Here is a 21,128-nt window from a genome sequence, read left to right on the forward strand (position 1 = left end):
TTATCTAAAATAGTGATAATTATAATGATACCCGACGCTTGGTGTAACTGGAAGAACAGGCAATACACGTCTTGTTCTCGTTTTAACTTTATTGTCACTTTGGTTTAATTTTAAACTTGTATCAATTTGTTGCGTTATTTTATCCTTTTGAGTTTGTGTAACAGTATTACCACTAATAACTCGAGCATTATATTCTTGCACAGTTTTCATATCGTAAACACCGCCACCAATTTGTTCTGGTTGAGATGAACATGCTGCTAAACCTAAAATTACACAACTAACAAAAACTATTTTTCTCATTAAATACATCCTATTTACAAATTACGTCAGTTAATACAGCCCTACCTTCTGATACATAATTCGCTGCTTTTTCCTTTAATTTTTTATTTTCTTGTGCCTGAATACACTTAGACAAATCTTTGTCTGTAATTGAATAAACAGGCACATAACTTAAATTTTGAGGATCTTTTTGGTTATAAATAGTTGCACCAACCACACTGCCATAGAATTCTCCTCTATTGTCTGGATAAAGATAATGGTAAGTCGAATTTGTGTAATCTACACCTCTTGTAATCTTAAATCCCTGACAAATTCCAGCTGGAGATTCATAAATACTTTCTGATGAAGTGGTTTCATCTATTTTATAAACTTTAAATTCAATACTTTGAGCTAGTTTTTGAGCATCATTATTTGAAACATCGGAATTAAATGCTTTTTTATCTTCAGAATCAACTGCACTAGAATCATTTTCTGCAATCGAAAATTGTGAAGTAAATAAACTTCCAATAATGACGCAGAACAAAGAAAAAAGTGCAATTTTTATTATTCATTTCTCGTTCCTTTAGTACTTTATTAAATGCTAATCTGTTCGACTACGAATAATTTTTTCGCACTATATCAAAAAGTCTTATAACGTACTAGGTTATTTTTCGGGAGTGATACTTTTTGATTTTTCTTCATTTTGCGCTTCTAAAGCATCACGCGCGGTACGAATACTTTTTTCAATTAATGGAACTCGCTCATCATCTTTCGGCATTAAGCGTAGCATCATCGCCCAAGTCACTGCCGCCATTTTATAATCTTCTGTTTCAAAATAACGGAATGCGAGTAAACTCAATGCTTCAATGTTAGTGTGTTCTTGACGAATCACTTCACGCAATAAATTGCCACCTTTAAGTTTATCAGTCGCATCTTCAGAAAACATCAATATACGAGCATAGCCTAATTTATATTGCACATTATCTGGTTCAAGTTTATTAGCCTTTTGATAGCTATCGAATGCCAAACGTGCATCACCTAAATTCATCCCAATTTGACCGAGCATCCACCATTTTTTAGCATCAGTTGGATTTTTTTGCAAATCGATTCGAAGTGCGGTAGAAAATTGCTGCATTTCTGCATCAGAAAATGGATTTTTATCTTCATCTTTCATTCGGTCAAAGAAATAGGGCAATTTCGCATAAGTTTGCTCTAACATTGATTCGGCTTGCCAAGATCCCACCATAAAATAAGAAGAACCTGCGATAATTCCTAACGCTAATACACCAGAGACAAACCAAATTTTTCCATAAGATTTGCCAGAATAATCCACATTCTCTTGAACCTTGCTCGGTACATCATCAAGCAAGGTTTTCTGTAATTCTTGTTTGAGTTGCTCAACATTTTCAACTAAACCTTGGGAATTATCTTGCTCAATTTCTTCCAAGCGTGAGAAATATAACGCCTTATTTAAATCATCACGTTTTTGCCCATGTTTCGCTTTAAATTGACGTAATAAAGGATAAAAACAAATTAACGCCACAACTAAAGTGGTTAAGATAAAAATTAATGTAAAATTCATCTATTTATCCTTGTTTAATAATTCTGCCAAACGCGCATTATCTTCATCCGTTAAAACCTCTTGGGATTTCACCGCACTTTGGGTTTTAGGTTTGCGTCTTAATAAAAACACCACGCCTAACAACACAAGCAATAATGGCGCAATCCATAGCACTAATGTACTCGCTGTTATAGGAGGATCATAGGTTACAAAATTGCCGTAACGTGCCACCATATAATCCACTACGTCATTTTTCGATTTGCCTTCTTGTAAAAGCTCAAATACTTTGCCACGCATATCCACAGCGATAGTCGCATTGGAATCCGCAATATTGTTATTTTGACATTGAGGACAACGCAAAGATTGTGTTAATTGGTGGTAATCACTCTCTTGCTGTGGAGAACTAAAATTTAATGCGTCAATAGCTGAAAACGCCACTGAGCTAAACAAAAATGCGGTCAAAAATAACCATGTTTTTTTCATTATTGTTGCTCCGAAAGTTTGTCATAAATTGGTTTTAAAGTCTGAGTCCAAAATTTTTCGTTTACATCTCCAGCATAACGATAATGAATCACGCCTTTTCCATCTACAATGAACGTTTCTGGCGCACCATATACCCCTAAATCCAAACCGAAAGAACCTTTTTCATCTTTTAAAACAACTTGATAAGGATTGCCAAGATCTTTTAACCACTTCATTGCTTTAGGTGATTCATCTTTATAATCTAAACCGATAATTCTCACACCCTCTTTAGCAAGTTTGTTTAAATATTGATGTTCGGCATAACAAGTCGGACACCAAGTCGCCCATACGTTAAGCAAAACTGGCTTACCTTGTTGAAACAATTCGTTCGTGTAAGCTTTATTTTCAAACAACTCCGTCAAATTTTTTTCTGGCACAGGCTTTCCAACCAAAGCTGACTCTAATGCTTTAATATCTTCGCCTTGTGCATTACGTTTTAATTGCACTAAAAAGGCAATTGTTATCGATAAAAAGAGAATAAGAGGAACGAGTAATTTTTTTTTCATTTTTTACCGCACTTTAAAATTAGTGCCTAGGGTAAGTATACCCTAGGCTAGTAAAAGTATAGCCTCTTTGAGGCTAGTTGAAATTCCCCAAAGGGGAACCATTTCAATTAGCCATGGGTATACCTACCCATGGCAGTATAAACTATTTCTTCAACAACACATTAAACCGATAGCGTCGATCGAACATGCACAACAATCCACCTAACGCCATAAATAAGCCGCCAATCCAAATCCAGCGAATAAATGGCTTGTAATATAAGCGTAACGCCCAAGAATTGTCCTCAAGTTTTTCGCCAAGTGCCACATAAAGGTCACGAGTTAAACCACCAGCAATTGCGGCTTCTGTCATAGACATCCGACTTACTGTGTAAAAACGTTTTTCTGCGAATAAACTTGTCTCTGGTTGCCCATCTTTCGAAATATCAATTTGAGCTTTTCCACCAATATAGTTTGGACCATTTTCATCCGTCACACCAGCGAATTTAAAATCGTAACGACCAATTTGTGCGTTCTCGCCAACTTTCATTCTCACATCACGTTCTACGCTAAAGTTTTGGCTAAATGCGATCCCCCAAACAGTCATAGCTACGCCTAAGTGAGCTAACATCATTCCCCAATGAGAACGAGATAGTTTGCGTACGCCAACAAAGAATGATTCACGATGCGTCGCACGTTGTTGCAATTCATAAAGCACAAGTAACACAATAATCACAGTCATCATTGAACCAAGCACTGAACTCACGGTAATTTTATCTTGCAAGAAATAAGGTAACGCAAAACCTGCAATCAGCATAACAAATACGCTGATAACAACAGGCGTACGAATTGCAGAAAATTGGTCTCTACGCCATTTCACTAAAGGTCCAATACCAAGCAATAATGCAAATGGTGTCATAATAATTAAGAACATTTGATCAAAGAACGGCGCACCAATAGAAATAGAGCCTAAACCAAGTTGTTTGTGAACGAGTGGTAACAACGTTCCTAAGAATACAACGCAAAGTGCGGTCATTAATAAGATATTATTCAATAACAACATACTTTCACGTGAATAGCGTTCTGCATTATCACGAGAACGAATTTGACTGCCTTTATACGCATAGAGTGCAAGCGAACCGCCAATTACCACAACGAGGTAAGCCAAAATATACAAACCACGAGTTGGATCCGATGCAAATGCGTGAACTGAAACTAAGATACCAGAACGAACTAAGAAGGTGCCGAGCAGACAAAGTGAAAAGGCTAAAATCGCAAGTAATACCGTCCAAGCTTTGAAAGAACCTCGTTTTTCTGTCACAGAAAGAGAGTGAATCAATGCAGTACCAGCAAGCCACGGCATAAACGATGAGTTTTCTACTGGATCCCAGAACCACCAGCCCCCCCAGCCAAGCTCATAATAAGCCCACCAAGAACCGAGTACGATACCTAAAGTTAAAAACACCCAAGCAGCAAGCGTCCAAGGACGTGACCAACGCGCCCAAGCTGAATCTAATTTTCCAGTCATTAAGGATGCTATCGCAAACGCAAATGCCACCGAAAAACCCACATAGCCCATATAAAGTAATGGAGGGTGGAAAATCAAGCCTACATCTTGCAACATTGGATTAAGTTCTTTTCCATCTACTGGGAAATCAGGGAAAGTACGCGTGAAAGGATTTGAGGTAAACAAGACGAACAATACAAAACCGACGCTAATAATCCCCATAATACCAAGCACGCGAGCAACCGCTTCTTGGGGTAAATGTTTACTCAATAAAGCAACGGCAAATGACCAAACCGCCAGTAACCAAATCCACAGTAACAAAGAGCCTTCATGGGAACCCCATACCGCAGATAAACGATAATAAATGGGTAAAGTAGTATTAGAATTATTTACAATATATTGCACGCTAAAATCATTGACTGCGAATAAATAAAATAGCGCAGCAAAAGCAATGCTTAGGCTTGCAAATAAACCATAAGTCATTGGGCGAGCTAATGCCATTAATTGTACATTGCCCTTTTCCGCCCCCCACAAAGGGAAAATCGCCAACATAAGCGATACAGCTAAACTTAAAGCCAGCGCATAATTTCCTAATTCAGCAATCATTTTGCGCCTTCTTTTTCTTGACGATCACGCTCACTTTCGCCTTTTAAATCTGCTGCCTTAATCCCCATTGGTTTATGTACTTTTTGCATTTTTTCGCCTAATTCTGGCGGCACATAATTTTCATCGTGTTTAGCCAATACTTCTGTCGCGCTTAAAACCGCTGACTGAGTTAATACGCCTTGAGCCACAATCCCCTGCCCTTCACGGAAAAGATCTGGCAAAATGCCTTCATATTCAACAGTGATCGCAGGACCAATATCATTTAAATCGAACCGCACTTTTAAGCTTTTTGGATCACGCACTACCGTGCCTTCAACCACCATACCGCCAACACGAATACGCTGCCCCACTTCAGGTTTTTGATTCGGATTATTATCCTTACCTTGAATCACTTCAGATGGCGTATAAAACAAGTCGATATTTTGACGTAATGCATACAGCATCAATCCACTTGCAATAGCAATGCCGAGCACAACAAAAATGACTAATTTAAATCTGGATTTACGTCTTGGATTCATAGTGTGTTCCCCTTATTTGCTTGTTGTAAACGTTCTTCGCGTTGTTGCTCACGCAATACATTTTGTAACACTGTCTTGCGTTGTTTTACACTTTGAACAATTAAGGCAATAACTGCCACTAAACTTACTGCATAGGATAACCATACGTAAAAACCGTAGCCACCCATATTAAAAAAATCACTCCAAGTTTGGAAAAACATAAAATATTCCTTATAAAAAATCGCTAAAAAACTAACCGCACTTTATTTCAGTGTTTGAGCTAATGCTTTAACCCAAGGACGTTTTGCATCTTCTTTCAATAATTCCACGCGATAACGAACTAAAGTAAGCCAAATATACAAGGTCAAAAAACCGAAGATACATAAAATTAATGGAACCAACATTGGAATTGCAATGGATGGTTTTTCAAATTTGGTAATACTCGCCCCTTGATGTAATGTGTTCCACCACTCCACCGAAAAATGAATAATCGGTAAAATCACGACCGTTGTAATGCATAAAATCCCCGCCGCTTTTGCACCTATGTTACGATCTGAAAAAGCAGAATAAAGGGCTAAGATACCAAGATAAAGAAAGAATAAAATCAATTCTGCAGTTAAGCGAGCATCCCACACCCACCAAGTACCCCACATTGGTTTCCCCCAAATTGCCCCCGTAACAAGCGATAAGAAAGTAAACAATGCACCAATTGGCGCCATTGCAATCATTGCGAGATGAGCTTGCTTAATTTGCCACACTAGGGCAACCACAGCTGCAATCGCCATTGAACCGTACACACCCATTGACCAAATCGCTGTCGGCACATGTACATACATAATTCGGAAACTATTGCCCTGTTGGTAATCTGCTGGGGCGAATGCTAAGCCCCATACAATGCCAATACCGAGTAAGATAAGCGTTAAAAATGCAAATAACGGACTCAATTTACCGCAGATACGATATTGAGTTTCAGGTTTTGCATAAGGATGTAACCACTTCCACATAAAAAAGATCCTTAAAAATTAAAGAGAAAAACCACCGCACTTTTATACAATGAAATAAAATTAATTATCTAAACTAATTCGCAACGCTGCAGCAATGGCAAAAGGCGAAAGCGTTACTGCACCAACCATCATGGCACCTAAAATCGCCAGTTGTCCCCCATAAGGCACATTTAATCCTGCTGCTTCTAGTATTGATGAAGCAAAAATTAAAACAGGAATAAACAACGGAACAACAAGCAAACTCAACAACACGCCACCTTTTCGCAATCCCACCGTTAAAGCCACGCCAATAGCACCGATACAGCTCAATACAGGAGTGCCCAGTAACAATGTCAAAACCAATGCCCACCAAATATTGACCTCAAGAGAAAGCAACAAAGCGGCAATAGGTGATAGCAAAATAAGCGGCAAACCAGTGAGCAACCAATGTGCAACGACTTTAGCCAAAGCTGTCATTGGCAAAGGCTGTGCGGTTAGCATTAATTGTTCAAGAGAGCCATCAATAAAATCATCACGGAATAAACGTTCAAAAGAAAGCAATGCTGAAAGTAATGCAGCTACCCATGCGATACCCGGTGCGATACGGGAAAGTAATTTAGGCTCTGGCCCAATAACAAGCGGAAACAAAGTAATCACAAGCAAAAAGAACCATAGCGGATTTAAAATCTCCGCATTTTTGCGCATTGCAATTTGAAGTTCTCGTTTAATTATCTCTAAAAAAATCATTAAGTTATTCCGCTTTATAAGCCGCTAAATTCAATTTTTGCAGATGAGAACTTGGCACTTCTTGGTGGCTGGTCAATAACACAATACCTCCACGTTGAGCATGCTCATCAAAAAGTGCGGTTAGAATTTCCACGCCTTTTTTATCAATCGCAGTAAAGGGCTCATCTAAAATCCATAAGGGCGCTTGAGACAGCCATAAGCGACCTAACGCGATACGTTTTTGTTGTCCTGCAGAAAGTTGTGCGGCAGGCAAATCTTCACGCCCTAATAATCCCACTTTCTCAAGCAAATCCCACAACATATCGGTGTTTTGTTCAGCTTGACTAATTCGTTGATAAAACTGCAAATTTTCCCACGCCGTTAGCTCTGGTTTAACGCCTAAAAGATGTCCTAAATAAAGCAAATTCTGATGATACTGTTCACGTTGTTTAGAAATTGCTTCAGCATCCCACCGCACTTCGCCTTCTAAAGGTTGGGCTAAACCAGCAAGAATACGTAACAAGCTCGTTTTACCTATGCCGTTATGCCCTTCAATTTGTACAAAATCACCGCTATTAAAATCGCAAGTCAAAGCACGAAAAAGTACGCGCTCACCACGTTGGCAGGATAAATTTTGCAGAGATAACTTGTGTTGCTCAAACATAATTACAGAGGGAAAATAGAAAGTGGTGGTATTCTAATATTTGATGAAATTTTCGCAACTCAAACACATAACTCTTTAGAAGTAGATCGATAGGTTTATTGATTTAAAACAAAATTTAATAAATTCACTTTTTAAAAAAGGAAAAACATTTAATGATCTAAATCAATTTTTTTGCTATTATTTGCTCAATTTTGGTTATAGACCAAAACCTCAACGAAATCTGTTTTTAACAATAGAAGGAATACATTATGTCTTACACTCTCCCTGAATTAGGCTATGCCTACAATGCGTTAGAACCACATTTTGATGCGCAAACAATGGAAATCCATCATAGTAAACACCACCAAGCTTACGTAAACAATGCAAATGCTGCATTAGAAGGTTTACCTGCTGAATTAGTAGAAATGTATCCGGGTCATTTAATTTCTAACCTTGATAAAATTCCTGCAGAAAAACGTGGAGCATTACGTAATAATGCTGGAGGCCACACAAACCACAGTTTATTTTGGAAAAGTTTGAAAAAAGGCACTACTTTACAAGGCGCATTAAAAGATGCGATTGAACGCGATTTCGGTTCTGTAGATGCATTTAAAGCAGAGTTTGAAAAAGCAGCAGCAACTCGTTTCGGTTCAGGTTGGGCATGGTTAGTATTAACCGCTGAAGGTAAATTAGCCGTTGTATCAACAGCAAACCAAGATAACCCATTAATGGGTAAAGAAGTGGCAGGTTGTGAGGGTTTCCCACTTTTAGGTTTAGACGTTTGGGAACACGCTTACTACTTAAAATTCCAAAACCGCCGTCCAGACTACATTAAAGAATTCTGGAATGTGGTAAACTGGGATTTCGTTGCAGAACGTTTTGAACAAAAAACAGCACACTGTAACTGTGCAAAATAATAAACATAGGAAAACCTAGCAAAAGTTAGGTTTTTCTGCTTTCCTCTCTATAACTTTTCTTTTGCAATCTTTTTTATCAAATCTGTATCTTTTACAGGCTTATTATTTATAGGCATTTATCAATGTTTATTTTCCATAAACAAAGTATTATTAAAATTCAATAAATAATGAAGAAATGTAAAGCTTCTTTAGTGAGGTCAAAAAGAATGTTACTATGGCAAAATTTTAAGTTATTAAAAATAGAATTTATCACTATTTTTTATAACTATTTTTATGACCACATTAAAGTTAAGCCAAAAAAATGTGTTGCTATAAATAACAAAACTTAATCTTTAAATTAAACGAATCTAACTTTTTAAGGTCATATAAAACTGATTGAACTTTTTATTTATAAACGAGATTTTAATGAATCAAAATCTAATTGAAGTTAAGAATCTCACCTTTAAACGCGGTGATCGCGTGATTTACGATAACCTGAATTTGCAAGTAAAAAAGGGAAAAATCACTGCGATCATGGGGCCGTCGGGGATTGGTAAAACCACCTTACTTAAATTGATAGGTGGGCAACTAATGCCAGAGCAAGGTGAAATTTTGTTTGATGGACAAGATATTTGTCGTCTATCTAATCGTGAACTGTACGAAGTACGCAAGCGGATGGGGATGTTATTCCAATCAGGTGCGCTTTTTACGGATATTTCTACTTTTGATAATGTCGCCTTTCCAATTCGTGAACATACGCATTTGCCTGAAAGTTTAATTCGTCAAATCGTGTTGATGAAATTGGAGGCGGTTGGGTTGCGAGGTGCTGCCGCATTGATGCCTTCAGAACTTTCCGGTGGTATGGCTCGTCGAGCTGCATTAGCGCGCGCTATTGCGCTTGACCCTGATTTAATTATGTTTGATGAGCCATTTACGGGGCAAGATCCGATTAGTATGGGCGTAATTTTAAGCCTGATTAAACGATTAAATGAAGCGTTAAATTTGACTTCTATCGTAGTGTCACACGATGTGGAGGAAGTATTGAGTATTGCAGATTATGCCTATATTATTGCAGACCAAAAAGTCATCGCAGAAGGAACATCTGAGCAGCTTTTACAAAGCCAAGATCCGCGCGTGGTGCAATTCTTAAAAGGTGAATCTGATGGTCCTGTGCGCTTTAAGTACCCAGCGCAAGATTATATGAAGGAATTGTTTGAATGATCGTCAATTTTATTTCTGCTTTAGGAAAACAGGTGATCGACTTTTTCCGTGCATTGGGGCGAGCAGGCTTTATGTTATTTGGTGCATTGATCGGCAAGCCACAAATTCGTAAGCATTTTCCTTTGCTTGTGAAGCAAATGCATGTTTTAGGTGTCCAATCGTTACTCATTATTTTGTTGTCCGGTTTATTTATTGGAATGGTATTAGGACTACAAGGTTATGTCGTATTAGTTGATTTTTCTGCTGAAACAAGTTTAGGTCAGTTGGTGGCACTTTCTCTTTTGCGAGAATTAGGGCCTGTTGTTACCGCACTTTTATTTGCTGGTCGAGCAGGTTCTGCATTGACGGCTGAAATAGGCTTAATGAAAGCCACTGAACAACTTTCTAGTCTTGAAATGATGGCTGTTGATCCTTTACGTCGAGTGATTGCACCTCGTTTTTGGGCAGGGGTTATTTCCATGCCAATTTTGTCAATCTTGTTTATCGCGATTGGTATTTGGGGCAGTTCCTTAGTAGGTGTGGATTGGAAAGGTGTTGATTCAGGCAGCTTTTGGTCTGTTATGCAAAATTCCGTGAGTTGGAGCTATGATATTTTAAATGGCTTTATTAAAGCGGTTTTCTTTGCTGTAGCCGTAACTTGGATTGCACTTTTTAATGGTTATGATTGTATGCCAACATCAGAAGGTATCAGCCAAGCTACAACACGAACAGTTGTGCACGCTTCACTTGTTGTTCTAGGATTAGATTTTATTTTGACTGCTATTATGTTTGGCGCAAGTTAAGGATTTTTTATGAGACAAACAATTAAATATGAATTTTGGGTCGGGTTATTTTTATTACTTGGTATTGGTGCCTTAGTTTTTTTAGGTTTACGCGTAGCTAATGTACAAGGTTTTGCTGAGACGAAATCTTATACCGTGACGGCAATTTTTAATAATATTGGCGGACTTAAAGTGCGCGCACCACTAAAAATTGGAGGCGTAGTAATTGGGCGTGTGAGTGCTATTACGCTTGATGAAAAAAGCTATTTACCAAAAGTAAGTATTGCGATTAATCAAGAATATAATGAAATCCCAGAAAACAGTTCTTTATCAATTAAAACATCAGGTTTATTAGGTGAGCAATATATTGCCTTGACAATAGGTTTTGATGATGGAGATACAGCAATGCTTAAAAATGGTAGTCAAATTCAAGACACTACATCAGCTATAGTATTGGAAGATTTAATTGGGCAATTCTTATACGGAAGTAAAAAATCAGACGGCAATGAAAAATCAGAATCCGCAGAATAATAGGTTAAATTTTATAAATTAGGAGATTGACAATGTACCTTACTCAACTAAAAAAATGGTTTACTATTTTAACTTTCGTATTAACCGCACTTTTGGTTACACGAACAGCTATTGCAGAAACAAGTCCTTATGTTTTAATGCAGCAAGCGTCAGATAAACTATTTTCTGATATACAAGCTAATCAAAGTAAAATTAAACAAGATCCAAATTATTTACGTACTATTGTTCGTAATGATTTATTGCCTTACGTAAACTTAGAATATGCAGGTTCTAAAGTATTAGGTTCATACTACAAATCAACCTCTACAGAACAACGAGAAAAATTTTTCAAGACTTTTGGTGAGTTGATTGAGCAAAAGTACGCACAAACATTAACAAATTATTCTAATCAAAAAATTCAAATTGAATCAGAAAAAGAATTAGGCGATAACAATTTTGTAAATATTCGCGTAAGTATTATTCAAACTAATGGCGTTGCTCCGATCCTATTAGATTTTAAATGGCGTAAAGGCAATAAAAGTGGGGAATGGAAAGCCTACGATATGGCAGCAGCAGGCGTAAGTATGCTGGAAGATACGATAAAAAATTGGGTTGGTATTTTAAACAAACAAGGTATTGATACATTAATCACAAAGATGCAGCAATCTGCCTCACAACCTATAATTTTCAATCAATAAATGAATAACTATGCTAAATTGGGATTTGCAAAAAAATAATGATAAAATAACGCTCTTTTTGTTTGGGGAACTATCTCGCAGCACCTTGTTACCAATGTGGCAGCAACGTGGCGTTTTTTTGTCAGAAAGTACACTTGATAAAACTATTGTTGAATGGAATTTATCTGGTCTTCAGCATATTGATTCAGCTGGTTTTACAGCTCTTTGTGATTTTTTACGAGAGTGTCAAAAGATTAACAAAACAGTACGATTAGTTTATCCACCAAAACAATTATTAACCCTAGCAGATCTTGTTGGTTTATCTGATTGGATCGCAAATTTTACATAGCTTACTTAAACGGAAATCCAATGGAACTTCAAAAAATTGAACAAATTTTAAAAGACACGCTAAATATCGTAGAAGTCTATGCACAAGGTGAAAATGCACATTTTGGTGTAATTGTAGTGAGTGATGAAATTGCTGCACTATCTCGTGTAAAACAACAACAAACGATTTATGCCCCTTTAATGCCTTATTTTAGCACTGGTGAAATTCACGCTCTAACCATCAAAACTTATACCGTAGAAAAATGGAAACGCGATCGTGCATTAAACCAGTTTAATTAAGGATTTAAAAATGGATAAATTTCGTGTTTATGGGCAATCTCGTTTAAGTGGAAGTGTGAATATTTCAGGCGCAAAAAACGCCGCACTTCCAATTCTTTTTGCGGCTATTTTAGCTACAGAACCTGTTAAATTGACAAATGTTCCCGAACTTAAAGATATTGAAACAACTTTAAATATTTTGCGTCAATTAGGCGTAATTGCAAATCGTGATGAAACTGGTGCAGTTTTATTAGATGCCTCTAATATCAATCATTTCACTGCACCTTATGAATTGGTTAAAACTATGCGTGCTTCAATTTGGGCATTGGCACCTTTAGTCGCTCGTTTCCATCAAGCTCAAGTCTCATTACCTGGAGGTTGTTCTATCGGAGCTAGACCTGTTGATCTCCACATTAGCGGTTTAGAAAAATTAGGTGCGGACATCGTTCTTGAAGAAGGATATGTAAAAGCACAAGTATCAGATCGTCTTGTTGGAACTCGAATTGTAATAGAAAAAGTAAGTGTAGGCGCAACTTTATCTATTATGATGGCAGCAACCCTTGCGAAAGGTACGACTGTTATTGAAAACGCCGCTCGTGAACCTGAAATTGTAGATACTGCAGATTTCCTTAATAAAATGGGTGCGAAAATAACAGGTGCAGGTTCTGATCACATTACGATTGAAGGTGTTGAACGTTTAACTGGTTGTGAGCACAGTATTGTGCCAGATCGCATTGAAACGGGTACATTCTTAATTGCTGCAGCAATTTCGGGCGGTCGTGTTGTTTGTCAAAATACTAAAGCGGATACTTTAGATGCCGTAATTGATAAACTCCGTGAAGCTGGTGCGCAAGTTGATGTAACTGAAAATAGCATTACTTTAGATATGCTTGGTAATCGCCCTAAAGCAGTGAATATTCGTACTGCACCACATCCAGGGTTCCCAACTGATATGCAGGCTCAATTTACTTTATTAAATATGGTGGCAGAAGGTACAAGCATTATCACTGAAACGATTTTTGAAAATCGTTTTATGCATATTCCTGAATTAATTCGTATGGGTGGTAAAGCTGAAATTGAAGGGAATACAGCGGTATGTCACGGGGTTGAACAATTGTCTGGCACAGAGGTAATAGCGACAGATTTACGCGCTTCAATCAGTTTAGTGCTTGCAGGTTGTATCGCAACGGGTGAAACCATTGTAGATCGTATTTATCATATCGATCGTGGTTATGAACATATCGAAGATAAATTACGTGCTCTAGGTGCGAAAATTGAACGTTTTTCTAGAAGTGATGAAGCGTAATTAGGTACGCGACTTTTCTATAATAAATTACAAGTTTATTTATAATCTTAAATTTCTATTAATGCCTTTCTTTAGAAAGGCATTTTTTTACTGAAATTTTATAAGAGTAGATTGATTGCATTGTTTAGAAACGTATTTTTCTACAAGAAAGTGCGGTAGATTATTTTCTTATTTTGATAGTAATCACTTATATCAATTTTTTATAACTAAAATTTATAAACCATAAATAAATAATCTTTTTTTTTCATAAGTTTGGTTTTTATAATCACGCTTAGACAAACACAACACAAGGAAGAAAAAATGAAAAAATTACTTTTTACGACCGCACTTTTAACTGGAGCTATTGCTTTCTCAACGTTTTCTCACGCAGGCGAAATTGCCGATCGTGTTGAAAAAACGAAAACTTTATTAGTTGGAACAGAAGGGACTTATGCACCATTTACTTTCCATGATAAAAGTGGAAAATTAACAGGCTTTGATGTAGAGGTTATTCGTAAAGTTGCTGAAAAGCTCGGTTTGAAAGTGGAATTTAAAGAAACACAATGGGATGCAATGTATGCGGGGTTAAATGCAAAACGTTTTGATGTGATTGCAAACCAAACTAACCCAAGCCCAGAGCGTTTAAAAAAATACAGTTTCACAACGCCTTATAATTATTCTGGTGGGGTGATTGTAACAAAATCATCGGATAACAGTATTAAATCATTTGAAGATTTGAAAGGTCGTAAATCTGCGCAATCTGCAACAAGTAACTGGGGTAAAGATGCAAAAGCTGCAGGTGCGCAGATTCTTGTAGTGGATGGTTTAGCACAGAGCTTAGAGCTTATTAAACAAGGCCGTGCAGAAGCAACAATTAATGATAAATTGGCTGTATTAGATTATTTTAAAAAACACCCAAATTCTGGTTTAAAAATTGCTTATGATCGTGGGGATAAAACTCCGACTGCCTTTGCTTTTTTACAAGGTGAAGATGCATTGATTACAAAATTTAATCAAGTACTTGAAGCACTTCGCCAAGATGGTACATTAAAACAGATTTCAATTGAATGGTTTGGTTATGATATTACTCAATAATTGGTTGGCGAGTCTTCCATTTATGAGTGCAGAACGAGCTGATTATGTAATCAGCTCGTTTTGGCCTATGTTGGAAGCAGCAATTTTATACACATTGCCATTGGCAGTCATTTCCTTCTTCTGTGGTTTGCTTATTGCAGTGATTGTTGCAGTTATTCGTACTTTGCCTAGCCCTAATTTACCCTTAAAATTGTTACAGGCTTTATGTCGAGTGTATATCTCTATAATTAGAGGTACACCGATGTTAGTACAAATTTTTATTATTTTTTATGGGTTACCTGAAGTCGGTATTACTTTAGAGCCTTTTCCGACAGCGATTATTGCATTTTCTATTAATATAGGTGCTTATGCAGCAGAAACTGTTCGTGCTTCAATTATTGCTATACCTAAAGGGCAGTGGGAAGCCTCTTATGCGATAGGTATGAATTATCGACAAGCATTTATTCGTACAATTATGCCACAGGCTTTACGTATTTCAGTACCATCGCTTTCTAATACTTTTATTAGTACAGTGAAAGACACTTCATTGGCTTCTCTTGTTTTAGTGACAGAATTATTCCGTGTCGCACAGAATATTACGGCAGCAAACTATGAATTTATTTTAATTTATAGTGAGGCAGCTTTGATTTATTGGATTTTCTGTTTTGTTTTATCTTTCTTACAAGATCGTCTTGAAATTCGCTTATCTCGCCATTTATAAGGAATGTCTATGTTAAAAGTAAGTAATATTCAGAAAAACTTTAATGGCAATCATGTGTTAAAAGGCATTGATTTTGAAATTAATAAAGGTGAAGTGGTCGCAATTTTAGGCCCTTCTGGTTCTGGAAAAACCACCTTTTTACGTTGTTTAAACTTGCTTGAACGACCAGAGCAAGGCATTTTGGAATTTACTGATGGCAGTCTAAAAATTGATTTTAGCCAGAAAATTAGTAAAGCAGATGAATTGAAGTTACGCCGACGTTCATCAATGGTCTTTCAGCAATACAATTTATTCCCTCATCGTTCTGCCCTTGAAAATGTTATGGAGGGAATGGTTGTTGTGCAAAAACAAGATAAAGCTCAAGCTCGTGAAAAAGCACTTAGTTTGCTAGAAAAAGTAGGGCTTAAAAATAAAGCGGATTTATTTCCATCCCAACTTTCTGGCGGTCAGCAACAGCGAGTGGGGATTGCTCGAGCCCTTGCGGTAAAACCTGATATTATTTTATTAGATGAACCTACATCGGCATTAGATCCTGAATTGGTGGGCGAAGTGTTACAAACACTAAAAATGCTCGCCCAAGAAGGCTGGACAATGATTATTGTTACTCACGAAATGCAGTTTGCGCAAGATGTCGCGGATCGTGTGATTTTAATGGCGGATGGATATATTGTAGAACAAAATACAGCAGATAAATTCTTCACTTGCCCACAACACGAGCGCACTAAACAGTTCTTGTTACAAGCAAAAATACCACTTGAGCTTGATTATTATATTTAAAGTGCGGTCAATTTTTAGAGCGTTTTTTGAAACAAACTCAATAATGGATAATGTAGGCTTTAATTAAAACGTGATGGATTTCACAACTTTAGAATTAAATGCTTCTACACCTTTACATTACCAATTCACTATGCAAGAATGCTCACGTTAAAATTTAAGTCAATAGGAGTAAATAATGACTTTGGCAGCACGTTTAAAACAAGAATTTGTTTCTGGTTGGAAACCTTTTGAGGTGGTTTGGCTTGTGCTTTTTATCATTGCGCAAATTTGGGCTTATGTACAAACACCTGATTCTTGGTTAGCAATGATTTCTGGTATTTCGGGTATTTTGTGTGTGGTATTGGTAAGTAAAGGTAAAATTAGTAATTATTTCTTTGGATTGATTTTTGCCTATACTTATTTTTATGTTGCTTGGGGATCGAATTTCTTAGGCGAAATGAACACCGTACTTTACGTATATTTGCCCTCTCAATTTATTGGTTACTTTATGTGGAAAGCCAATATGCAAAATAGCGATGGTGGAGAAAGCGTGATTGCCAAAGCGTTAACTGTTAAAGGATGGATAACATTAATTGTTATGACTACGGTTGGTACTTTGCTTTTTGTTCAAGCATTACAAGCTGCTGGTGGTAGTTCAACAGGTTTAGATGGTCTAACTACAATTATTACGGTTGCGGCACAGATTTTAATGATTTTGCGTTATCGTGAACAATGGTTGTTATGGATTGGATTAAATATTCTTTCTATTTTCCTTTGGGCAGAGACACCTGCAATATACTTAATGTATTCAGCCTACTTACTTAACTCATTGTATGGTTATTATAACTGGACGAAATTAGTTAAGCGTACTAACTAAATATAAAAACAGTAAATAGTTTATAAAAAATCCCCGTTAAATGATAAATTTAACGGGGATTTTTTTACCGCACTTATTGCAGAACCAAGAATTACTTCACAGATTTTTTGTGATTTTCATAGGCTGCTTTTACAAAGCCTGCAAACAACGGATGACCATCACGAGGCGTAGAAGTAAATTCTGGATGGAATTGGCAAGCGACAAACCAAGGATGATTTGGCACTTCGATAATTTCTACCAATTTTTTATCTGCAGATAATCCAGTTACTTTCAATCCTGCTTTTTCAATTTGTGGAAGCAAGGTATTGTTCACTTCATAGCGATGACGATGACGCTCTTCAATGGTTTCTTTGCCATAAAGCTCGCGAGCACGGCTACCTGATACCAAATGACATTGTTGTGCACCTAAACGCATTGTTCCGCCAAGATCTGATTCATCGGTACGCACTTCAGTATTACCCTCCGCATCTTGCCATTCTGTGATTAATGCCACCACAGGTTGTTCACAATCTTTATCAAATTCAGATGAATTGGCTTTAGTTAAACCCGCTACATTACGTGCATATTCAATCAACGCTATCTGCATACCTAAGCAAATACCCAAGTAAGGAATTTTGTTTTCTCGTGCATATTGTGCGGTACGAATTTTACCCTCTACACCACGATAACCAAATCCCCCTGGAACAAGAATGCCATCAACGCCCTTTAATACTTCAACACCTTTGGTTTCAACATCTTGGGAATCAATATATTTAATGTTTACACTTAAACGGTTCGTTAAACCTGCGTGTTTTAAGGCTTCATTTACTGATTTATAGGCATCGGGTAACTCAGTGTATTTACCTACCATACCGATGGTTACTTCTCCCACTGGATTGGCTTGCTTGTAAAGCACTTGCTCCCATTCAGTAAGATCTGCTTCAGGGCAAGTTAAACGGAAACGATCACAGACGAAATCATCTAAACCTTGAGATTTTAACAATGCGGGGATTTGATAAATTGAATTCACATCTTTTAATGAAATGACTGCTCGTTCTGCAACATTACAAAATAAAGCAATTTTTGCGCGTTCATTTGGTGGAATCATACGATCTGAACGGCAAATCAACACATCAGGTTGAATACCAATAGAAAGCAATTCTTTTACCGAATGTTGGGTTGGTTTAGTTTTTACTTCGCCCGCCGTTGGAATGTAAGGCACCAAGGTTAAATGCATAAATAACGTATGTTCACGACCAACTTGAACGGCTAATTGACGTAATGCTTCTAAGAATGGAAGTGATTCAATATCCCCAACAGTGCCGCCCACTTCAACAATCACAACGTCGTGACCTTGAGCACCAGCAATGACGCGATCTTTAATTTCATTAGTGATATGTGGAATCACTTGAATTGTTGCACCAAGATAATCGCCACGACGCTCTTTACGTAATACTTCAGAATAAATTTTACCTGTAGTGAAGTTATTACGTTTGGTCATTTTCGTGCGGATGAAACGCTCATAATGACCTAAATCTAAATCTGTTTCTGCGCCATCTTGAGTAACGAAAACTTCCCCGTGTTGGGTTGGGCTCATCGTACCAGGATCCACATTAATATATGGATCTAACTTCATAATGGTTACGTTTAAACCACGTGCTTCTAAAATTGCCGCCAATGATGCTGCCGCAATGCCTTTACCTAACGATGAAACCACACCGCCAGTGACGAAAATATAATTTGTAGCCATAGGGAACCTAATCTGTATTGGGATATAAATGATTATAGCTAATCATCCTACAGACAAAATCAACCAAAAGTGCGGTCAAAAATCGAAGATAATTAGCTATCAAAGACGGGACGGTAGTTTACCTGATTTGTGCAATGAACTCAATGCTAGTTTTGTCTTAATCCTTTTTATCCTTGGAAAGGATCAACAATTACATTACAAATGTTGAATGATAAATTAAGTATTAAATGCCACTACATACTTATTCAAGCAGTTAAAAACATCAAGAGATGTGTTGGTTGAGACAAATATTAAAATATGCTCTTACACAATGAAATTAATCATCTTTAAAACAAAAATTATTGCAAAAATTTCAATTTGATCTAAGTCAATTAAATGAAATATAACAAATAAGCCCTATTTTTGTATTTATATCAAAAATGTGATCTATATAGCATCTTTTACTATTTTTTATCCTTATGTTTAGTAGTAGAATAGCCGCCAATTTGGATTATCTCTATAATAACTGGTGTTTTTTTAACCTTTAAAAATAATTATGTAGATAAGTCAATTTAAACTTAGCTGATTGGAGTTGAGTAATTAGGGATTATTTAAGGCATCGCCTTGTTAATCATTGTTGGAACTAATGTTGTTTATACAAAGGAGTTGAGAATGTTAGACGTTGTTGATCTTTCTCGCTTGCAGTTTGCTTTAACTGCGTTGTATCACTTCATTTTCGTGCCGCTAACATTAGGTTTATCCTTTATTCTTGTAATTATGGAAACTATTTATGTGGCGACAGGTAAAGAAGTTTATAAAGATATGACAAAATTTTGGGGAAAGTTATTTGGTATTAACTTTGCCCTTGGGGTGACCACCGGTATTATTATGGAATTCCAATTTGGTACTAACTGGTCTTATTATTCTCATTACGTAGGGGATATTTTTGGTGCGCCACTTGCTATTGAAGCGTTACTTGCCTTCTTCTTAGAATCCACTTTTGTGGGGTTATTTTTCTTCGGTTGGGATCGTTTATCAAAAGGAAAACACTTATTAGCAACTTATTGTGTGGCTTTCGGTTCTAATTTATCTGCTATGTGGATTTTGGTTGCAAATGGCTGGATGCAAGCACCAACAGGTTCAGAATTTAATTTTGAAACTGTACGTATGGAAATGACTAACTTCTTAGATCTTTGGTTAAACCCTGTTGCACAAAGTAAATTCTTACATACTCTTTCTGCAGGTTATGTGACAGGCGCATTTTTTGTTTTAGCCATTAGCTCATACTTTTTACTAAAAGGTCGTGATTTTGAATTTGCAAAACGTTCTTTCTCCGTAGCTGCTACTTTTGGATTTATCGCCTCTATTTCAGTGCTAATTCTTGGTGATGAATCTGGTTATGATATTGGTAAAGCACAACCAGTAAAATTAGCCGCAATGGAAGCTGAATTTGAAACTCACGCAGCACCTGCTCCATTCCTTCCAGTAGCAATTCCAAATACGGCTGAAATGAAAAATGATTTTGCGATTGAAATTCCTTATCTTGGCGGTGTAATAGCAACTCGTTCAATTGATAAAGAAATTATAGGTCTAAAAGATCTTCAAGCATTAAATGAAACTCGTGTACGTAGTGGTATCCGTGCTTATGAATTATTTACTCAACTACGCGCTGAGAAAAAAGCAAATGGTCAAGTAAATGAAGAAACCAAAGCACAATTTAATGAAGTTAAAAAAGATCTTGGTTTCGGTTTATTATTAAAACGCTATACAAACAATGTTGTTGATGCAACAGAAGAACAAATTAAACAAGCCGCTCGTGATACTATTCCAAATGTAGGCCCTAATTTTTGGGCATTTCGTGCAATGATTGCAGCTGGTGGTTTAATTGCTTTACTTACATTCGGCGCATTTGTTCAAAATTTACGTAATAAAGTCACTCAAATTCCATTATTGTTAAAAGTTCTTTTATGGGGATTGCCATTACCTTGGATTGCCATTGAGTGCGGTTGGTTCTTAGCAGAATATGGTCGTCAGCCTTGGGCTATTTACGAGATCTTACCTGTTGGCGTATCCGCTTCTAATTTAAGTACAGGCGATTTATGGTTCTCTATTGGTTTAATTTGTGCGCTTTATCTTGCGTTCATTATTGTTGAGATGTATTTGATGTTTAAATATGCGCGTTTGGGTCCAAGTGCGTTAAAAACCGGCAAATACTACTTTGAACAATCAGCTAAATAAGTAGGAGATAAAT

General features: G+C 36.9%; 25 protein-coding genes. 13 read left to right on the top strand and 12 right to left on the bottom strand.

Annotated elements, in window-relative coordinates; translation table 11 throughout:
• The 11 genes from AT683_RS08885 to ccmA all read right to left on the bottom strand — a co-directional run bounded on the left by AT683_RS08885 (position 1) and on the right by ccmA (position 7,806).
• Positions 1 to 300: a hypothetical protein gene (locus AT683_RS08885; RefSeq protein ID WP_005647674.1), complete on the bottom strand. Its 300-nt coding sequence runs from the start codon at positions 298 to 300 to the stop codon at positions 1 to 3.
• 10 nt (positions 301 to 310) lie between these two features.
• A complete protein-coding gene (locus AT683_RS08890; protein ID WP_011272384.1) occupies positions 311 to 802 on the bottom strand; it encodes a DUF8095 domain-containing protein in 492 nt (163 codons plus the stop codon).
• Positions 803 to 922: 120 nt separating this feature from the next.
• Complete coding sequence (gene ccmI, locus AT683_RS08895; protein WP_014550933.1) at positions 923 to 1,840, bottom strand: c-type cytochrome biogenesis protein CcmI; 918 nt, start codon at positions 1,838 to 1,840, stop codon at positions 923 to 925.
• Entirely contained in the window at positions 1,841 to 2,302 is a 462-nt protein-coding gene (locus AT683_RS08900) for a cytochrome c-type biogenesis protein (protein ID WP_014550934.1), read from the bottom strand.
• On the bottom strand, positions 2,302 to 2,847 hold the full coding sequence (locus AT683_RS08905; RefSeq protein ID WP_014550935.1) for a DsbE family thiol:disulfide interchange protein: 546 nt from the start codon (positions 2,845 to 2,847) through the stop codon (positions 2,302 to 2,304). The genes AT683_RS08900 and AT683_RS08905 overlap by 1 nt, the downstream gene beginning before the upstream one ends.
• A gap of 142 nt (positions 2,848 to 2,989) precedes the next feature.
• On the bottom strand, positions 2,990 to 4,936 hold the full coding sequence (locus tag AT683_RS08910; RefSeq protein ID WP_014550936.1) for a heme lyase CcmF/NrfE family subunit: 1,947 nt from the start codon (positions 4,934 to 4,936) through the stop codon (positions 2,990 to 2,992).
• A complete protein-coding gene (gene ccmE / locus AT683_RS08915) occupies positions 4,933 to 5,454 on the bottom strand; it encodes a cytochrome c maturation protein CcmE (protein WP_005651737.1) in 522 nt (173 codons plus the stop codon). The genes AT683_RS08910 and ccmE overlap by 4 nt, the downstream gene beginning before the upstream one ends.
• Positions 5,451 to 5,654 carry a heme exporter protein CcmD gene (gene ccmD / locus AT683_RS08920; protein ID WP_005634314.1) on the bottom strand — a complete coding sequence of 68 codons (204 nt, stop codon included), beginning with the start codon at positions 5,652 to 5,654 and terminating at the stop codon, positions 5,451 to 5,453. Before ccmD ends, ccmE begins: the two co-directional genes overlap by 4 nt.
• 42 nt (positions 5,655 to 5,696) lie before the next feature.
• Positions 5,697 to 6,437, bottom strand: a complete 741-nt coding sequence (locus AT683_RS08925; RefSeq protein ID WP_011272382.1) for a heme ABC transporter permease — start codon at positions 6,435 to 6,437, stop codon at positions 5,697 to 5,699.
• 60 nt (positions 6,438 to 6,497) lie between these two features.
• Complete coding sequence (gene ccmB / locus AT683_RS08930) at positions 6,498 to 7,163, bottom strand: heme exporter protein CcmB (protein WP_005651732.1); 666 nt, start codon at positions 7,161 to 7,163, stop codon at positions 6,498 to 6,500.
• Between the two features lie 4 nt (positions 7,164 to 7,167).
• A complete protein-coding gene (ccmA, locus tag AT683_RS08935) occupies positions 7,168 to 7,806 on the bottom strand; it encodes a cytochrome c biogenesis heme-transporting ATPase CcmA (RefSeq protein ID WP_005656085.1) in 639 nt (212 codons plus the stop codon).
• A gap of 248 nt (positions 7,807 to 8,054) precedes the next feature.
• Here ccmA and sodA point away from each other — a divergent pair, with 248 nt between their 5' ends.
• The 12 genes from sodA to pnuC all read left to right on the top strand — a co-directional run bounded on the left by sodA (position 8,055) and on the right by pnuC (position 17,169).
• A complete protein-coding gene (sodA, locus tag AT683_RS08940) occupies positions 8,055 to 8,702 on the top strand; it encodes a superoxide dismutase [Mn] (protein ID WP_011272381.1) in 648 nt (215 codons plus the stop codon).
• A gap of 405 nt (positions 8,703 to 9,107) precedes the next feature.
• A complete protein-coding gene (gene mlaF, locus AT683_RS08945) occupies positions 9,108 to 9,902 on the top strand; it encodes a phospholipid ABC transporter ATP-binding protein MlaF (protein WP_005651729.1) in 795 nt (264 codons plus the stop codon).
• Entirely contained in the window at positions 9,899 to 10,684 is a 786-nt protein-coding gene (mlaE, locus tag AT683_RS08950) for a lipid asymmetry maintenance ABC transporter permease subunit MlaE (RefSeq protein ID WP_011272380.1), read from the top strand. The genes mlaF and mlaE overlap by 4 nt, the downstream gene beginning before the upstream one ends.
• A 9-nt stretch (positions 10,685 to 10,693) precedes the next feature.
• Positions 10,694 to 11,194 (top strand): outer membrane lipid asymmetry maintenance protein MlaD, encoded by a 501-nt coding sequence (gene mlaD, locus AT683_RS08955; RefSeq protein ID WP_005647699.1) that lies wholly within the window; start codon positions 10,694 to 10,696, stop codon positions 11,192 to 11,194.
• Between the two features lie 32 nt (positions 11,195 to 11,226).
• Positions 11,227 to 11,871, top strand: coding sequence for a phospholipid-binding protein MlaC (gene mlaC / locus AT683_RS08960; protein ID WP_011272379.1), 645 nt, complete (start codon positions 11,227 to 11,229; stop codon positions 11,869 to 11,871).
• Positions 11,872 to 11,881: 10 nt separating this feature from the next.
• The gene (locus AT683_RS08965; RefSeq protein WP_005651726.1) at positions 11,882 to 12,199 is read left to right on the top strand and encodes an STAS domain-containing protein; all 318 of its coding nucleotides are present in this window, start codon (positions 11,882 to 11,884) and stop codon (positions 12,197 to 12,199) included.
• A gap of 20 nt (positions 12,200 to 12,219) precedes the next feature.
• Positions 12,220 to 12,477 (top strand): BolA family protein, encoded by a 258-nt coding sequence (locus AT683_RS08970; protein ID WP_005647705.1) that lies wholly within the window; start codon positions 12,220 to 12,222, stop codon positions 12,475 to 12,477.
• Between the two features lie 10 nt (positions 12,478 to 12,487).
• Positions 12,488 to 13,762 carry a UDP-N-acetylglucosamine 1-carboxyvinyltransferase gene (gene murA, locus AT683_RS08975; protein WP_014550937.1) on the top strand — a complete coding sequence of 425 codons (1,275 nt, stop codon included), beginning with the start codon at positions 12,488 to 12,490 and terminating at the stop codon, positions 13,760 to 13,762.
• Positions 13,763 to 14,062: 300 nt separating this feature from the next.
• Positions 14,063 to 14,836 carry an amino acid ABC transporter substrate-binding protein gene (locus AT683_RS08980; RefSeq protein WP_005651725.1) on the top strand — a complete coding sequence of 258 codons (774 nt, stop codon included), beginning with the start codon at positions 14,063 to 14,065 and terminating at the stop codon, positions 14,834 to 14,836.
• Positions 14,820 to 15,536 (top strand): amino acid ABC transporter permease, encoded by a 717-nt coding sequence (locus tag AT683_RS08985; RefSeq protein ID WP_005633396.1) that lies wholly within the window; start codon positions 14,820 to 14,822, stop codon positions 15,534 to 15,536. Before AT683_RS08980 ends, AT683_RS08985 begins: the two co-directional genes overlap by 17 nt.
• A 9-nt stretch (positions 15,537 to 15,545) precedes the next feature.
• On the top strand, positions 15,546 to 16,313 hold the full coding sequence (locus AT683_RS08990) for an amino acid ABC transporter ATP-binding protein (protein ID WP_032826723.1): 768 nt from the start codon (positions 15,546 to 15,548) through the stop codon (positions 16,311 to 16,313).
• 175 nt (positions 16,314 to 16,488) lie between these two features.
• Complete coding sequence (gene pnuC / locus AT683_RS08995; RefSeq protein ID WP_005662815.1) at positions 16,489 to 17,169, top strand: nicotinamide riboside transporter PnuC; 681 nt, start codon at positions 16,489 to 16,491, stop codon at positions 17,167 to 17,169.
• Positions 17,170 to 17,260: 91 nt separating this feature from the next.
• On the opposite strand, the gene pyrG is transcribed toward pnuC, so the two are convergent.
• Positions 17,261 to 18,898, bottom strand: coding sequence for a glutamine hydrolyzing CTP synthase (gene pyrG / locus AT683_RS09000; protein ID WP_005662817.1), 1,638 nt, complete (start codon positions 18,896 to 18,898; stop codon positions 17,261 to 17,263).
• A gap of 651 nt (positions 18,899 to 19,549) precedes the next feature.
• On the opposite strand from pyrG, the gene AT683_RS09010 reads away from it, so the two are divergent.
• On the top strand, positions 19,550 to 21,115 hold the full coding sequence (locus AT683_RS09010) for a cytochrome ubiquinol oxidase subunit I (RefSeq protein WP_005665906.1): 1,566 nt from the start codon (positions 19,550 to 19,552) through the stop codon (positions 21,113 to 21,115).
• Positions 21,116 to 21,128 lie beyond the last annotated feature (13 nt).

The sequence above is a fragment of the Haemophilus influenzae genome, from assembly GCF_001457655.1.
Lineage (GTDB): Bacteria > Pseudomonadota > Gammaproteobacteria > Enterobacterales > Pasteurellaceae > Haemophilus > Haemophilus influenzae.

What these genes read in the sequence shown, in the direction of transcription:
- AT683_RS08970 (WP_005647705.1), top strand. Translation starts at nt 12,220, where the DNA reads ATGGAACTTCAAAAAATTGAACAAATTTTAAAAGACACGCTAAATATC.
- AT683_RS08990 (WP_032826723.1), top strand. Translation starts at nt 15,546, where the DNA reads ATGTTAAAAGTAAGTAATATTCAGAAAAACTTTAATGGCAATCATGTG.
- mlaE (WP_011272380.1), top strand. Translation starts at nt 9,899, where the DNA reads ATGATCGTCAATTTTATTTCTGCTTTAGGAAAACAGGTGATCGACTTT.
- ccmD (WP_005634314.1), bottom strand. Translation starts at nt 5,654, where the DNA reads ATGTTTTTCCAAACTTGGAGTGATTTTTTTAATATGGGTGGCTACGGT.
- AT683_RS08980 (WP_005651725.1), top strand. Translation starts at nt 14,063, where the DNA reads ATGAAAAAATTACTTTTTACGACCGCACTTTTAACTGGAGCTATTGCT.
- AT683_RS08885 (WP_005647674.1), bottom strand. Translation starts at nt 300, where the DNA reads ATGAGAAAAATAGTTTTTGTTAGTTGTGTAATTTTAGGTTTAGCAGCA.
- ccmE (WP_005651737.1), bottom strand. Translation starts at nt 5,454, where the DNA reads ATGAATCCAAGACGTAAATCCAGATTTAAATTAGTCATTTTTGTTGTG.
- AT683_RS08965 (WP_005651726.1), top strand. Translation starts at nt 11,882, where the DNA reads ATGCTAAATTGGGATTTGCAAAAAAATAATGATAAAATAACGCTCTTT.
- AT683_RS08925 (WP_011272382.1), bottom strand. Translation starts at nt 6,437, where the DNA reads ATGTGGAAGTGGTTACATCCTTATGCAAAACCTGAAACTCAATATCGT.
- AT683_RS08905 (WP_014550935.1), bottom strand. Translation starts at nt 2,847, where the DNA reads ATGAAAAAAAAATTACTCGTTCCTCTTATTCTCTTTTTATCGATAACA.
- AT683_RS08985 (WP_005633396.1), top strand. Translation starts at nt 14,820, where the DNA reads ATGATATTACTCAATAATTGGTTGGCGAGTCTTCCATTTATGAGTGCA.
- ccmB (WP_005651732.1), bottom strand. Translation starts at nt 7,163, where the DNA reads ATGATTTTTTTAGAGATAATTAAACGAGAACTTCAAATTGCAATGCGC.
- ccmA (WP_005656085.1), bottom strand. Translation starts at nt 7,806, where the DNA reads ATGTTTGAGCAACACAAGTTATCTCTGCAAAATTTATCCTGCCAACGT.
- AT683_RS09010 (WP_005665906.1), top strand. Translation starts at nt 19,550, where the DNA reads ATGTTAGACGTTGTTGATCTTTCTCGCTTGCAGTTTGCTTTAACTGCG.
- murA (WP_014550937.1), top strand. Translation starts at nt 12,488, where the DNA reads ATGGATAAATTTCGTGTTTATGGGCAATCTCGTTTAAGTGGAAGTGTG.
- pyrG (WP_005662817.1), bottom strand. Translation starts at nt 18,898, where the DNA reads ATGGCTACAAATTATATTTTCGTCACTGGCGGTGTGGTTTCATCGTTA.
- AT683_RS08910 (WP_014550936.1), bottom strand. Translation starts at nt 4,936, where the DNA reads ATGATTGCTGAATTAGGAAATTATGCGCTGGCTTTAAGTTTAGCTGTA.
- pnuC (WP_005662815.1), top strand. Translation starts at nt 16,489, where the DNA reads ATGACTTTGGCAGCACGTTTAAAACAAGAATTTGTTTCTGGTTGGAAA.
- mlaD (WP_005647699.1), top strand. Translation starts at nt 10,694, where the DNA reads ATGAGACAAACAATTAAATATGAATTTTGGGTCGGGTTATTTTTATTA.
- mlaC (WP_011272379.1), top strand. Translation starts at nt 11,227, where the DNA reads ATGTACCTTACTCAACTAAAAAAATGGTTTACTATTTTAACTTTCGTA.
- AT683_RS08900 (WP_014550934.1), bottom strand. Translation starts at nt 2,302, where the DNA reads ATGAAAAAAACATGGTTATTTTTGACCGCATTTTTGTTTAGCTCAGTG.
- sodA (WP_011272381.1), top strand. Translation starts at nt 8,055, where the DNA reads ATGTCTTACACTCTCCCTGAATTAGGCTATGCCTACAATGCGTTAGAA.
- mlaF (WP_005651729.1), top strand. Translation starts at nt 9,108, where the DNA reads ATGAATCAAAATCTAATTGAAGTTAAGAATCTCACCTTTAAACGCGGT.
- ccmI (WP_014550933.1), bottom strand. Translation starts at nt 1,840, where the DNA reads ATGAATTTTACATTAATTTTTATCTTAACCACTTTAGTTGTGGCGTTA.